General features: G+C 61.2%; 14 protein-coding genes. 4 read left to right on the forward strand and 10 right to left on the reverse strand.

The window, feature by feature from the left end:
* The first annotated feature begins 74 nt into the window (after positions 1-74).
* Together egtB and egtD are read left to right on the forward strand one after the other, a co-directional pair.
* On the forward strand, positions 75-1,406 hold the full coding sequence (gene egtB, locus HDF15_RS19115; protein WP_184258444.1) for an ergothioneine biosynthesis protein EgtB: 1,332 nt from the start codon (positions 75-77) through the stop codon (positions 1,404-1,406).
* Between the two features lie 133 nt (positions 1,407-1,539).
* Positions 1,540-2,505 (forward strand): L-histidine N(alpha)-methyltransferase, encoded by a 966-nt coding sequence (egtD, locus tag HDF15_RS19120; protein ID WP_184258446.1) that lies wholly within the window; start codon positions 1,540-1,542, stop codon positions 2,503-2,505.
* A gap of 330 nt (positions 2,506-2,835) precedes the next feature.
* Here the strand turns inward: egtD and moaC are convergent, their stop codons facing one another.
* The 10 genes from moaC to HDF15_RS19170 form a co-directional block, all read right to left on the reverse strand.
* Complete coding sequence (gene moaC / locus HDF15_RS19125) at positions 2,836-3,309, reverse strand: cyclic pyranopterin monophosphate synthase MoaC (protein ID WP_221314517.1); 474 nt, start codon at positions 3,307-3,309, stop codon at positions 2,836-2,838.
* 228 nt (positions 3,310-3,537) lie between these two features.
* Positions 3,538-4,812 (reverse strand): gephyrin-like molybdotransferase Glp, encoded by a 1,275-nt coding sequence (gene glp, locus HDF15_RS19130; RefSeq protein WP_184258448.1) that lies wholly within the window; start codon positions 4,810-4,812, stop codon positions 3,538-3,540.
* 73 nt (positions 4,813-4,885) lie between these two features.
* On the reverse strand, positions 4,886-6,088 hold the full coding sequence (locus HDF15_RS19135; RefSeq protein WP_184258450.1) for a tetratricopeptide repeat protein: 1,203 nt from the start codon (positions 6,086-6,088) through the stop codon (positions 4,886-4,888).
* A gap of 105 nt (positions 6,089-6,193) precedes the next feature.
* Positions 6,194-6,904 (reverse strand): 7-cyano-7-deazaguanine synthase QueC, encoded by a 711-nt coding sequence (queC, locus tag HDF15_RS19140; protein ID WP_184258452.1) that lies wholly within the window; start codon positions 6,902-6,904, stop codon positions 6,194-6,196.
* Positions 6,901-7,176, reverse strand: coding sequence for a putative signal transducing protein (locus HDF15_RS19145; protein ID WP_184258454.1), 276 nt, complete (start codon positions 7,174-7,176; stop codon positions 6,901-6,903). The genes queC and HDF15_RS19145 overlap by 4 nt, the downstream gene beginning before the upstream one ends.
* 129 nt (positions 7,177-7,305) lie before the next feature.
* Positions 7,306-8,124, reverse strand: coding sequence for a DUF3108 domain-containing protein (locus tag HDF15_RS19150; protein ID WP_184258456.1), 819 nt, complete (start codon positions 8,122-8,124; stop codon positions 7,306-7,308).
* Between the two features lie 22 nt (positions 8,125-8,146).
* Positions 8,147-8,746, reverse strand: coding sequence for an isoprenylcysteine carboxylmethyltransferase family protein (locus tag HDF15_RS19155; protein WP_184258459.1), 600 nt, complete (start codon positions 8,744-8,746; stop codon positions 8,147-8,149).
* Between the two features lie 26 nt (positions 8,747-8,772).
* Positions 8,773-9,798 (reverse strand): glycosyltransferase family 9 protein, encoded by a 1,026-nt coding sequence (locus tag HDF15_RS19160; protein WP_184258461.1) that lies wholly within the window; start codon positions 9,796-9,798, stop codon positions 8,773-8,775.
* A complete protein-coding gene (gene lpxK, locus HDF15_RS19165; RefSeq protein ID WP_184258463.1) occupies positions 9,798-10,913 on the reverse strand; it encodes a tetraacyldisaccharide 4'-kinase in 1,116 nt (371 codons plus the stop codon). Before lpxK ends, HDF15_RS19160 begins: the two co-directional genes overlap by 1 nt.
* Complete coding sequence (locus HDF15_RS19170) at positions 10,910-12,199, reverse strand: 3-deoxy-D-manno-octulosonic acid transferase (protein ID WP_184258465.1); 1,290 nt, start codon at positions 12,197-12,199, stop codon at positions 10,910-10,912. The genes lpxK and HDF15_RS19170 overlap by 4 nt, the downstream gene beginning before the upstream one ends.
* A gap of 64 nt (positions 12,200-12,263) precedes the next feature.
* Between HDF15_RS19170 and HDF15_RS19175 the strand changes: the two genes are divergently transcribed.
* Positions 12,264-12,932: a hypothetical protein gene (locus HDF15_RS19175; RefSeq protein ID WP_184258467.1), complete on the forward strand. Its 669-nt coding sequence runs from the start codon at positions 12,264-12,266 to the stop codon at positions 12,930-12,932.
* 45 nt (positions 12,933-12,977) lie between these two features.
* Entirely contained in the window at positions 12,978-13,454 is a 477-nt protein-coding gene (locus HDF15_RS19180; protein WP_184258469.1) for a GNAT family N-acetyltransferase, read from the forward strand.
* Positions 13,455-13,457 lie beyond the last annotated feature (3 nt).

Genomic DNA, 13,457 nt, shown 5'->3' on the forward strand with positions numbered 1-13,457 from the left:
AACTCATGGAAAGCAACACGCAGAGTAGTGCCATTGATTCGAAGAAGCCCAGCCGAAGACTGGAGCGTGCCCTGATGTTAACCGAACCCTCTATTGCCACTTCGCTGCTCAAACGCTTCCTTGACGTCCGTCAGGCGACGATGCAGTTCTGCGCGCCTCTTACCCCGGAAGATCTGATGGTGCAGTCCTGCTCCGAGGCCTCGCCCGTAAAGTGGCACCTCGCGCACACCTCGTGGTTCTTCGAGACCTTCGTGCTCGGCGAGTTCGTGGCCGCTTATCAGCCATTCCATCCCGACTTCCGCTGGCTCTTCAACAGCTACTACAAGTCGCTCGGCGAGATGCCGGAGAAGAAACTGCGCGCATCCTTCTCCCGGCCACCGCTCGACCAGATCCTGGCCTATCGACGTCATGTCGACGCTGCCATCACCCGCCTGCTGGAGCATGCCCCGCAAGACGAAGCGTTGCGCCGCATCGTCCTGGGCCTCGAACACGAGCAGCAGCACCTTGAATTGATCGCCACTGACACCAAGCACGCGCTCTTCACCAACCCGCTGCATCCGGCCTACGTAGCCGCTCCGGACAACTTCGCCGGAGACAACGCACAGATCGCCCCACCGCTGGACTGGTTCAGCTTCTCCCCCGGATATCCCGTCCGCCCGGGCGTCGTCGAGATTGGTGTTACCCCCGACCCCACGGCCATCGACAGCTTTGCCTTCGATAACGAGACGCCGCGCCATCCGGTCTACCTCGCCCCCTTTCGCATGGCTTCGCGCCTTACTACCTGCGCCGAGTATCTGGCCTTCATCGACGAGAACGGTTACTCCCGCCCCGAGCTCTGGCTCTCCGAAGGTTGGGACACCATGCGCGCGGAAGGCTGGCAGGCTCCGCTCTACTGGCAGCGCGATGCCAACACCAAATCCGGTTGGAGCGTCTATACGCTGCACGGCTTCCGTCCTCTCGACGAACTCTCCGAGACGCCTGTCTGCCATCTCAGCTTCTTCGAGGCCGATGCCTTCGCACGTTGGGCCGGCCATCGCCTGCCCAGTGAGTTCGAGTGGGAGTTTGTCGCTGCCCAGCAGCCGATCGAAGGCAATCTGCTCGAACACGAGAGCCTGCATCCGTCATCGGCCAGCGCCGCCGCGACAAAACCTCACGCTCCGCAGCAGCTCTTCGGCGACGTCTGGGAGTGGACCCAGTCTCCCTACACCGGCTATCCCCGCTATAAGCCTCTGCCTGGCGCACTCGGTGAGTACAACGGCAAGTTCATGAGCTCGCAGATCGTACTGCGCGGCGGCTCCTGCGTGACGCCGAAGACCCATATCCGCGCGACGTATCGCAACTTCTTCTCACCCGGCACAAGGTGGCAGTTCAGCGGCCTTCGGCTGGCGCGCGATGGTGCGAGTTAGGTTCTGTCGAAACCGAAGCAACGACAGAAGCGAGATCGCATCGAATCCCTGCAAGCACAGATTCAATGAATCTGGCATTCTGTTTCAACCGTACCCACGATTAAGAACGAAACAGCAAAGGCACAGACTCTTGATGACCGAAGCCCCCGAAGCCCTGCTCGAAGCCGTACTCCACGAAGCCCTCAGCGGCCTTGCCAGCAACCCCAAGACGCTCTCGCCCTGGCTCTTCTATGACGAGCTGGGGTCGCGACTCTTCGAACAGATCACGGCCTTGCCGGAGTATTACCTCACGCGCGTCGAACGCTCGATCCTTGCCGCGCACGCGGACGAGATCTTCCGCGACGGCACCTCGGCCGTAACTATTGCGGAGCTTGGTGCGGGAACCGCGGCTAAAACCGGCCTGCTGCTTGAGGCGGCAACGCGTTTTCAAAGTGAAGTTCTCTATCAACCGATCGATGTAAGCCCCACGGCTCTCGAAGAAGCTGCAACGGCCATCGCCGCGAATATTCCCGGTGTCGCAGTGCAACCGCGTGTGGCGAACTACATCACCGAACCCTTCGAACTGGAACGGCCCGATGGCTCCCGCATCCTCTCGCTGTACATCGGCTCCAGCATCGGCAACTTTACGCCGAAGGAAGCGACCGCAATTCTGCATAACCTGCGGGAACATCTGCAACCCGGCGACTCCCTGCTGCTTGGAACGGACATGGCCCCGGGAGCGCACAAGTCAGTCGCCAAGTTGCTCGCCGCCTACGACGACGCTGCCGGTGTCACGGCTGCCTTCAACAAGAACATCCTCACGCGCCTGAACCGCGAGCTCGATGCCAACTTCGATCTCGATGCCTTCGCGCATCGGGCGCGGTGGAATGCAGAAGCCAGCCGTATCGAGATGCACCTCGAGAGCCTCGCAGCGCAGACGGTCTCCCTTGCGGGCAAGCGCATTCGCTTCGCGCAGGGCGAAACGATCCATACGGAGAACAGCTACAAGTTCACCGATGCCGCAGTGACGGACCTCTTAGCCAGCGTGGGCTTTGAACCCGTACATATCTGGCATGACGACAACCGGTATTTTGCGGTTACGCTCGCACGGGCTGTTTAGCGACAGGTCTTTGGGGAACGCCCGAAAGATAGTCGAAGCAGACACATGTCAGAGTTGTCATACCTCAACCGGGTGCCCCATCCTCGACGCGCGGCTTTATGCGCGGCAGGGTGGGGTATAGACGCTAAGCGAATCCCACAGATCTTCGAAGCGCGCTCTGCGTCGGGGGTATCGTTTGCGGTAGCAAACGATCGCTCTCCTCAATTCGGGCGTGGTCGCTGCTACAAATCAAAGGCGGTCGTGCTTCGCACGATACCCCACCCTGCCGCGCAAAAAACGCGCGTCGAGGATGGGGCACCCGGTTGAGGTGGCAATTTTGAAGTGATTTTTCTAGGAATTACCGCGCCGATACTCGCCACTCTTGCCGCCCGTCTTCGACAGCAGCACGATCTCACGAATCCTGATGCCCTTATCGAGCGCCTTGGTCATGTCGTACACGGTCAGCGCAGCCACCGAGGCCGCTGTCATCGCTTCCATCTCGACACCCGTGCCCGCAATCGTCGCAGCCGTTGCACGAATCTCTACCCCACCCGCAACCACCGTCGCCTGCACATCGACAAAGCTCAAAGCCAGCGGATGGCACATCGGAATCAACTCACTGGTACGCTTGGCCGCCTGAATCCCCGCAAAGCGCGCCACCTCCAGTGGATTGCCCTTGGGATTCTGCGGCAACGCCGCGAGTACAGCCTCGTTCAGTTCGACGAATGCGGCTGCGACGGCCTCACGGCGAGTTGCGGCCTTCGCGCTCACGTCGACCATGTGAGCCTGGCCAGCTTCATCGAAGTGGGAGAGTTTGTCGATCATCTTCTGCTCCGCCCGAGCCATATCAGATTGCAAGCAGCCACAATGAATGACGTACCCAGCAGTATTGCCACATGAAACAGCCATGCTGGATAAATATCCATACCGAGGCTTCCTAAGTAGACACTGAGCACGGAGTCTACAAGCAGGAACGCTGCACTGGTAATGATTGCCGCACATGTGACGGCACGCATCAGATTAATTCGCCGCAATGACTGCATAACCGCAATGCTACCGCAGCAATACACGCACCGTCTCGCCCGCCCGAAACACCTCAATCCCCACAGGCAACACTGCATAGCAATTTCCACGAGCGTTCGCCGCTACATCGCCCGAACCCTGCCAGCCGACGACACGCACCGTCACCGCATCCCAGGCGCTCACCAGCTCAGCAGGCAGGAACCGCGTCACACGAGAGCCGCCCTTCACGTCCTCGGCCAATCGAGCTTCGACGAAGCGCGGCACAAGGTCCGACCGCCCTGCCAGCGCCTTCAGTAGCGGTGCAGCAAACAGATGAAAACACACCTGCGTCGACACTGGATTCCCCGGGAGCCCCAGAAAATAGGTCCACTGACTCGCTGACTCGCTGACTCGCTGGCTCGCTGACCCTTTTGGCAACCTGCCGAAGACCACCGGTTTCCCCGGCTGGATCAGAGCGCCGGTAAAGAAGAACTCCGCGCCACTCTCTGTGAGTACCTGCTCCACGAGGTCATACTTGCCCATCGAGACCCCACCCGAGAGCAGCAGCAGGTCTGCCGACCGCCCCTGCGCAATGCGCTCCCTGAGGTCCTCCAGCGTATCCCGTGCAATCGGGAGCTGATGGGCCAAGCCTCCTTCGGCCTGAACCAGCGAAGCAAGAGCGTAGCTGTTCGAGTTGCGAATCTGCCACGGCTCGGGCACGGTGTTGAGTTCCACCAACTCATCTCCGGTGGCGATAGCCGCGACCACCGGCTGGGTAAACACCTCCAGACTGGCGCACCCGCAGCTTGCGGCAACGGCCAGTTCAGCGGCGCCTAATACGCGTCCCACAGGCAGCAGAGAGTCCCCTTCACGGGCCTCAGAGCCCTGTGGAACGACGTTCTCGCCCACGCGCACCGTACGCCCCTCGGCGACACGAAGCGCGGCTCCCTCAAGGGCCGTGTGCTCCACCATCAGCACAGCCTCTGCCCCTGCCGGCAGCGGAGCGCCCGTCATGATCTCGATGGCCTCGCCTGCAGCGAGCGGCTGGCCCTGCCAACGCTCCCCCGCGCGAATAGAACCTGCCACCTGCAGCGCTCGCCCGGAGGCGATATCGGCCGCATGGACAGCATAGCCATCCCGCGTGGAGCGGTCGAACGGAGGCTGATCGCGCTCGGCGGCGATCGCCTGCGCCAGCACTCGTCCGGCAGCCTCGAGCAAGGGCAGCGATTCGCTCTTGCCCGGCAGTCCGAAACTGCGTGCCTGCGCCAGTACGGCAGATAGCGCCTCGTCGAACGGCAGCACTCTTTCGCGCATCTTTTCAGTCACTGGACCCTCCGGAGACGAAAAGGCCCTGGCCTATACAAAGGGCCAGGGCCTCACGACATCTCTCAACTGGAACTTACTTCTTGCCAGCCTTGTACTTCGTGTCGATCTTCACATCGAAGCCAGCCAGAATCTCCTTGACGGTTGGAGCGCTTCTGCCATCCGGAGCCAGTTCAAGATACTTCTGATAGGCCTCGATGCATCCCGGAGGCGCTACAGGCTTCTGCGTCTTGGGATCGACCGTTGCATTTCCGATGAGTGCCTGGCCCTTGATGAAGTAGGGATCGGGACGGGTTGGGTCGGCAGCGATAGCCTTGTTGGCAGCAGCCAGAGCAGCCTCCATCTGGTTGGTATTGAACAACACAGCGGCTTCATTGCCGTAGTACATGCCCCCCTTGGCTGGGTCCAGCTTGACGGCGTTTTCGTAGGCTGCCTGGGCCTCCGGGATCTTGCCTGCCTTGGCCAGGCTGTTGCCCATCGAGTTGTAGGCGATAGCCTGGTCCGTCGGACTCGGCTTCTTCGATGCCGCCATCAGGTCTGCGCCCTTCTTGAACGAGTCCGCAGCCATGGTGTAGTTCTTCACGACATCGTCGTCGGATGTAGGCGGCTTACCGGCAGCCCGGTCGTCCTTCGCGAGATGATCGCCCTGTGCGACCAATGTGTCGCCGTAGGTGATCCAGAGCAGACCTTCATCGGGCTTGGAGTCGACGGCCTGCTTCATGCTGGTGACGTCCTTGCTCACATCGTCATACTTCGGGCCAGCCGCCGCAGCCAGATCGGCACGCACGGTCTTCAGGGTCGCATTCAGGTTGCCGATGACCTTGTTCGCTTCCATCGCCTCGCCAGCATGCTTCTTGTACTCCGCCAGCGCTGCCTTGTCCGCGTCACTCATCTTGTCGATGTACTCTTTGCGGCTGAGGTCGAAGTTCAGGGTCTTATCTTCGCCGGCAACAAACTTCGAGCTCTCAACGAAGTCAAGGTTCTTGTCCGCCTGAATAATATCGACAAAGTAGTCACCGGGCTCGATGCCCGTACCCTTGTAGTCGCCGTTGTCGTCTCCCGTGAACTTGTAGACCCACTTGCGGTTCTTCAGATCGCCGCTGTGGTCCTTCGTAAACTGCACGGTCACGTTCTTAAGCGGCATACCTGCCGGGTCATTCAAATGACCGTGAACGCTGGCCGGAGCCGCTGCCTGTTGCGCGATCCCCACGCCTGTACCAAACAGCGTCGCCGATGCGAGCACTGCCGCCTGAAATACCATCATTCTGCTCTTCGCCATTTGCATCCTTCTTTCCTTGTGCGAGGCCTTGCAGCCGATTACTGCCCGCCATTCGCTCGTGCAGATCTTGTTTTGCCAGTCTCTGTCTTGCCAGCCTGGGTTTCGTCAGTTCGAACGTTTTGGTTCTGCGTACGGAATCGGATCGACCGCCCCAGCCTCGGCAAACGCTCGCAACCGCAACACGCAGCTCTCGCATACGCCGCAGGCCTCGGTTTCACCCGAGTAGCACGACCAACTTACATGTAACGGTGCGCCCAATTCAACTCCCAACCGTACGATCTCGCTCTTGCGCAGGCGAATCAGCGGCGTTACCACTGCAATTTCGCCTTCTTTCGTGCCTGTTCTGATCAACTGGTTGAATGCCTCATAGTAGGCTGGCCGACAGTCCGGATACCCGGAACTGTCCTGCTCCACCGCCCCGATGAATACCGTCGTGGCGCCCAGCACCTCCGCCCAGCTCACCGCCGCGCTCAGAAAATGCGCATTGCGAAAGGGAACGTACGTCACCGGAACTTCGCTGCCGGTGCGGTGGGAGGTCTCGTCCGCATTCTCATCCCCCGCTTCCGGCACGGCAATCGAGCTGTCGGTCAGGGCCGAGCCGCCGATGCGCCGAAACAGGTCGGTCTTCAGCTCCAGCAGATCGTGCAGACCTACAGCCGCCGCCACGGCGCGAGCGGAGGTCAACTCGCGCGCCTCGGTTCGCTGGCCATAGCTGAAGTGCAGCCCGTAGCTCTCGTAATCACGAGCCGCGAGCGCCGCACATACGGTCGAATCCATGCCGCCCGAAAGACAGACGACAGCCTTCGGCCGGCTCACCTTACTTCACCTTCATCTGCGATTTCGGCAGCCGTCACCGTCTCCATCGACTCCGGGGTGTCCACCGCCCCATCGACGACCGAACGAGCAGCCGCTTCATCCTCGGACCGTACCAGCAACCGTGCGGTAAACGCCGAGGGAATCATGCTGTTCGCATTTCCACCCTGCAGGAACGATTCAACGCCGGCCGACTCCAGCGCAGTCTGCGCCAGGTTGGCATCGACGGGGTCTTGAAAGGTTGCGATGGTTACAAATTTCGTGTCTTCGCTCATTAAGGGGCTCGTCTCTGAATTTCTAAATCGTGCGGATTTCTAAATCGTGTGTCTCTCAACTAGGATGCGTTTCGAGGCGACCGCATCTCTCAACGTCTGGCGGCTCGCTTAAAGCCCATCGAATCCTGCTTACTTCAGATCAATCGACTGCAGATGAAAGGTGATCGTACCCCAGAACAGCTTCGCCTGCATCTGCACCGGAATATGCCGTGGATCGTCGGTGTACCAGATCCAGATGTGCCCGCGGTTCTTCACGACACCTTCTTCGGCTGTCGCCTGCACCTTGACGGTCTGGAACGTGCCTGCGGGCGTTTTGATCTCTTCGCGGCTCTCGACCTTCATCCCGACGGTTACTGTCCGCATGGAATCGGCCAGCGGAAACGAGACGATCTGCCCGACGTTCAACGGCTGAGACTGCGTATAGAAGATCGCCGCCAGCGAATCGGTCACGCAGGCGGGAACATTCGCCTCCTGGTGCGTCGCCGTGCCCTTCACCAGGTTGCGCTCATTCTGTATCTGCTTGCCGCGAGCGTTGTCGAAGATCAGCTCGCTCGCGATCTTGCGGCGGCCTTCCTGGATCTGCTTATTGAAGCCGGTCGAGCAGCCGGTCTTCAGGTCGAAGCCGGATTGAAAACGATCGACTACGGGGAACAGCAGGTTCACGGCTCCGATAGAATCCGCCGTGGCCGAGAGCTTCTGCACATCGCCCACCTGGTCGAGATGAAACACCGCCGTGCCTGCGGTAAACACACGCCAGTCCACGGTAAAGGTCAGGGTCTCATGCTGCGGATACATAAAGCCCGGTTGCGGGGGTTGCAACACAGGGATTGGCTTCTGCGCCACAGGCTTGGGCGGGGAGAAAAGCTGCGCATGGGCCAGGACGGAACTGGTGAGTCCACAAGCCATCGTGCAGAAGGCCAACGCGACCGAAAACATCCGAGCCTTCAAATCATTCATCTCCTGTGGGTTTTTATGAGCGCCCGTGAAACAGTACCATTCGCAAAATCAGGGCCGCATAGATGGCGGCAGCGCCCATAAGAGCATTGTACTCGCGGTGATGCTGATAGCGCTCCGCAGAGAACCTTCCGCTCCCCGCCGCATTAGACTCACCAAAACGCGCAGGCGTTAGCCTCGGCAGCAGCCGAGGAACGCGCCGCGCATACTCGTCAAAACCCGCAAACGTTGCACGGAGAAAGACTTCCTCAGAGAGGATCGTCGGCACATAGATCGCGAGAAACATCACCGCCAGCAACAAACCAAGCCACCAGCGGGACACGGGGTCCACGGCAACAGCAAAGCCGAACGCAATTCCCATCGATCCCAGATACAGAGGATTGCGCGTGTACGCGTAGGGACCGGTGTGCGTAAGTTCCGCGTTTTTCTTGACATAGCCTGCGGCATAGCCGCGTAGCCAGAGGCCCGGCAGCACCAGCGCGAGGCTCCACGCCAGTGTCTGCCAGGTTGAATGTGCGAATACCAGAAAGATCGCAGCCACGACAAACCCCAGCGGCACGCGCGCGCGCCGTGCGAACTTCTGCCATCGTGTCTTGCCCTGTGTTGCTGAACCCATCCGGCTATTCTCTCAAATGATCTGGCCTACGTCCCACGCACCTGCCGCACGGCTTCGAGCACGCTCTCCACCGTGATCCTCGCCAGCCCCGGATCACCCTCCGCAACATGCTTGTAGCTCGTGACCGACGACGCATCGCGCAACACGCGCTTGGCTCCCGGACCCCATGGTCCGTTACGCGCCGGGTCGGTCGGGCCGAAGAGCGCTACCAGAGGAACGCCAAGGGCTGCGGCAAGATGCGTCGGCCCGGAATCTCCGCCAATAAATAAATCTGTCCGCCGCATCAGGGCCACCAGCCCCGTAACGTTGCAGACCACCATCCTCGCGGTTCCCTTGCTCGCGGCCACAACCTCGTTGGCCACAACGTCATTCTTGTGCGGCGCGTTCACGACGACATCGAACCCCATCGCCCGCAGCTCCAACGCCAGAGCACCGAATCTGGCGGTAGGCCAATGCTTGGCCCCCCAGCCGCCGCCGGCTCCCAGCACGCACAGCGGACGAGACAGCACGGCCTCCTCCTCCGCCCAGTGCTCGGCCCACGCCACGCGCGGCAGCGAGATCTCAACCGGAGCAATCTTCAGGCCACAGGCTGCTCCCAGCAACGCTGCGCCCTGCTCCACCACATGCGCTCCGCGCCGTGCGAGTCTTTCCGTGTAGAGGTTCACAGCCACGGCCTCGCGCGGATCGCTATAGCCGGCAAACTTGCGCGCGCCTGCCATGCGGCCGATGACCGCCGAACGCACCGTGCCCTGCATGTCGATGACCAGGTCATACCGCTCCGCGCGCAACACGGAGCGCAGATCGAGAACCGAGCGCAACGTCGCAAGAGACATCGGCGCGCTCGACCAGAGCTTCGTCTCCGCCGCATGGATGCGATCGACCACCGGGCCTCTGATATCGTCCCCCACCAGCAAGGAGGCCCAGCGCGGATCGACGACCCAGTCGATCGTCCACTCGAGCCACTCCGGCTGCTGTTGCCGCAGCGCTGCCACAGCAGGCAACGCATGGAGCACATCGCCCAGCGCGCCGACGCGCACGATCAGCACTCTCATCAGAGACGCGCCTCGATCGCGCGCAGAACCGCCTGTCCATCGACGAACTCCGCTTCGAGGGCAACGATCATCAGCAATCCAAAGGCCTCCAACCGTTCGCGCATCGCCGCAGTCAGTTTTACGGCGTCCTTCTCTGTCGACACAAATCCAGTCGCCTTCATCCCCTTCGCAACTTCGATGACACGGTCGATATCCGCCATCGTATACGCATGATGGTCACGAAAGGCAACTGTCTCCACAATCCCGCAGCCGGCTTCAGTGAGCATGGAGGCGAATCCCTCCGGCCGCGCAATCGCGCAGAAAGCCACGGGCCGCAGACCGGCGCCAAACACAAAGAGCGGCGCGGGAAAGCGCAGCTTCCTTTGCACCGTCCAGATCTGCGCGCCTTCGCGGACCAGCGGCCAAACCTGCTTGGAGACCCCCTCCACCTCTTCCGCACGCACCACAACCGCATCCGCACGCTGCAAGGCAATAAAACGCTCGCGCAGGTTTCCTTCGGGCAGCAACCTGTCGTTTAGATCTTCCGCTGTCACCAGCACGACGTCGAAGGCTCGCGCCAACTGGCGATGCTGAAACCCATCGTCCAGCAGATGCAAACCTCGCGCGTCTTTCGCAGCCTCTTTCTCTGCCAGTTCGCCTGCGATAAAGCGATCTGCGCCGACCCAAACCGGCACGTCCGTACGCCGCGCGATCAGCACGGGCTCATCTCCAAACCTGGCAGCAGAGAAGTCTTTGCCACCGCCATCGCCTGTCCTCTCACCTTTGCTTGTGCCGTTGCTGCTGTCGTTGCTTTTGCTGTTCTGGTTGTCATTCCGAGCAACGCGAGGAACCTGCTTTCCAGGACCGGCGACCACCCTCTCCACACCACGTCCCTCGCGCCCATACCCCCGCGACAGCACATCCACACTCCACCCGGCATCACGCAGTATCGTCGCAAGCGCAATCACCACCGGCGTCTTGCCCGCACCGCCCGCCGACAGGCTCCCCACACTCACCACCGGCCATGCCAGCTTGCGCGTCGGCAGCCCCCCCATGCGACGCAAAGCCTCCTTCGCCGCAAGCACAGCCGCATACACCGGCACCAACGGCTTTGCCCATGGCCTGCGCGTGCTCATGGCTTCACCATCGCAACGATCGCCTCAACCGTCCGCGCTGTCGCACCCTGCTGCGCTTCAAACACCTGCCGTCCACGCTCGCCTACCGCCCGTGCCGCCTCGCGGTCTTTCAGCATCCCCACCAGAACCAGCTTCAGCTCCTCCGCATCCTGCACAATGCAGATGCCATCCGAGGAACGCATCTTTCCGACCACATCGCGAAAGTTTTCAAACGAAGGCCCCATCACGACCGGCACGCCGAACTGTGCCGGCTCCAGGGGATTGTGTCCGCCAGACTTGATCAAACTGCCTCCGACGAACGCGATATCGGCGAGGCCATACACGGAAGCCAGGTCGCCAATGGTATCCAGCAGCACCACTTCCAATGAGCCTTCCTGTGTTGGAACCCCATCGCTCGCGCGGACAAATCTGAATTTCCTGACAACCGATTCGACAAGACCAAACCTTTCGGGATGTCTAGGTGCGAGAACAAGCAACGCATTGAACTCGCTACGCGCTCTACCTTCCCAGGCCTGAATTACCATCTCCTCTTCATTCAGCTCGTTGTTCGTTCCGCCACCCACAGTGCTTCCAGCCACTACCACCGGCCTGCCTGCCACTGCTTCACGAATGAGCTCCGCAATACGGCTCTGCCGCGGCGCGCGAACGTCGTACTTAAGGTTGCCGCTAACCTTTACGGTCTCTCCCCAGGCACCCAGCGCGATCAGGCGACGCGCATCCTCTTCACTCTGCGCGAGCCATAACGAAGGCTTCCGCAGCACGTATTGCCAGATGTCGCGTACCGTCATCGTGCGCGCAAACGAGCGATCGCTCACTCGCGCATTCACCACAGCTACGGGGACGCTCGCGCGTGCGCACTCATGCAGCATCCGAGGCCACAACTCGCTCTCCATCAGCACGAGAGCTTCCGGCTTCAACGCTCGCAGATATCGCCGCACCATCCACGCAAAGTCGAGCGGCATATAGAACACCCGCTCCGCTCCGAACCTCTCCCGCGCCAGCGCCTGTCCGGTACGCGTCGTCGTCGAGACCACCACGCGAAACCCCTCACCCAGCGCTGCTTCCAGCTCCCCCACCAGCCGCGATGCCGCAAGCACTTCTCCCACACTCACGGCGTGAACCCAGATCACACGCTTGCCACGCACCGCCTCGCACAAACGCGCGGGCACGTCGCCCAGCCGCTCGCGCAGGCCCTCGCGATAGCGCTCGGTCGTTGCCATCCGCAGCAGCCACCACGGCGAACTGAGCAGGAGTCCCAGCGTCAGTAACAGGCTATAGGCCAGCATCACCACGCTCTTCGACCCGCCCTCTTTTGCTCGTCACACATAGCGAAGAGGATAATCGAATCGTATGCCCCGCCACTGGATATCGCTTGTTTTCGCCGCAATCCTCGTCTCTTTGACGACGGCATCAGCCCACGCCGAAAAGCCCCGCAAGCCCAAACCCGCGCTGCCCGCACAGCAATATCCCATGCACGACACACACCCCGGCGAGCACGTTACGATCTCCGCAGAACCCGGTGACAGCAAAGAGACTGCACCCAACACCCGCCTCGACTACTACCACCACGGCTTCATGCCCCTGCGCGTCATCGTCACCAACGACTCCGACCAGGCGCTCACGCTCGACGACGCGCGCATCCACTTCATCGCGGCCGATAACACCCTCATCCCCGCGGCCACCAACGACGACCTGCAGCGCCGCCTCTTTTCGATGAAGTCCGTCACCGGCACGAAGATCCCCATGCCCGCGCCGATCCCATCGATCACGATCCACCACAAGCCGATCAACAAACAGATCCTCGCCGATGACGAAGACTTCGGCTTCCAGACCACAACCGTTGCGCCGCACACCACCGTCTCCGGCTACCTCTTCTACGACGTGCGCGAGATCGACGACCCCGTTCTCGAACACGCCCACCTCGAACTGCGCAAGGTCCGCTACGCCGCAACCAACAATCCTCTCGACACCTTCGAGATCCCTCTGAAACCCTCTACAGAACCCAAACCGTCGAAATAACCACTCGCATCTCGTCTCTCGCATCTCGAAGCTCTCATTTTTCTTATGCTGAATATCCGCCCCACCACTCCTGCTGATGTCTCCACCATCCTCGGCTTCATCCGCGAACTCGCCCTCTATGAGCGCGAGCCAGACGCTGTGATCGCCACCGAAGCCGACCTGCTGCGCGACGGCTGGGGACCAACGCCACGCTTCACGGCGCTCATCGCCGACTACAACAACGCGCCCGCAGGCTTTGCGCTGTACTTCACCAGCTACTCCACGTGGCTCGGACATCACGGCATCCGGCTCGAAGACCTCTACGTGACGCCTGCCCTGCGCGGACGCGGTATCGGCAAGGCTCTGCTGGCGAAGCTCGCACGGATCGCGATCGACGAGGGCTGCCCGCGCTTGGAGTGGGACGTGCTCGACTGGAACGAATCGGCGATTGCCGTCTACCGCAGCATTGGCGCAACCCTCCAGACCGAGTGGCGCATCATGCGGCTGGCAGGCGAGCCGCTGCACGTATTGGCAGTAACCTAAAGA

The organism is Granulicella mallensis (assembly GCF_014203225.1).
Classification (GTDB): domain Bacteria; phylum Acidobacteriota; class Terriglobia; order Terriglobales; family Acidobacteriaceae; genus Granulicella; species Granulicella mallensis_A.

Coding starts and splice junctions, on each gene's coding strand:
- egtB (WP_184258444.1), top strand. CDS start 75: ATGTTAACCGAACCCTCTATTGCCACTTCGCTGCTCAAACGCTTCCTT.
- HDF15_RS19170 (WP_184258465.1), bottom strand. CDS start 12,199: ATGCTGGCCTATAGCCTGTTACTGACGCTGGGACTCCTGCTCAGTTCG.
- HDF15_RS19145 (WP_184258454.1), bottom strand. CDS start 7,176: ATGAGCGAAGACACGAAATTTGTAACCATCGCAACCTTTCAAGACCCC.
- HDF15_RS19180 (WP_184258469.1), top strand. CDS start 12,978: ATGCTGAATATCCGCCCCACCACTCCTGCTGATGTCTCCACCATCCTC.
- lpxK (WP_184258463.1), bottom strand. CDS start 10,913: ATGAGCACGCGCAGGCCATGGGCAAAGCCGTTGGTGCCGGTGTATGCG.
- HDF15_RS19135 (WP_184258450.1), bottom strand. CDS start 6,088: ATGGCGAAGAGCAGAATGATGGTATTTCAGGCGGCAGTGCTCGCATCG.
- egtD (WP_184258446.1), top strand. CDS start 1,540: ATGACCGAAGCCCCCGAAGCCCTGCTCGAAGCCGTACTCCACGAAGCC.
- HDF15_RS19175 (WP_184258467.1), top strand. CDS start 12,264: ATGCCCCGCCACTGGATATCGCTTGTTTTCGCCGCAATCCTCGTCTCT.
- moaC (WP_221314517.1), bottom strand. CDS start 3,309: ATGATCGACAAACTCTCCCACTTCGATGAAGCTGGCCAGGCTCACATG.
- HDF15_RS19160 (WP_184258461.1), bottom strand. CDS start 9,798: ATGAGAGTGCTGATCGTGCGCGTCGGCGCGCTGGGCGATGTGCTCCAT.
- HDF15_RS19155 (WP_184258459.1), bottom strand. CDS start 8,746: ATGGGTTCAGCAACACAGGGCAAGACACGATGGCAGAAGTTCGCACGG.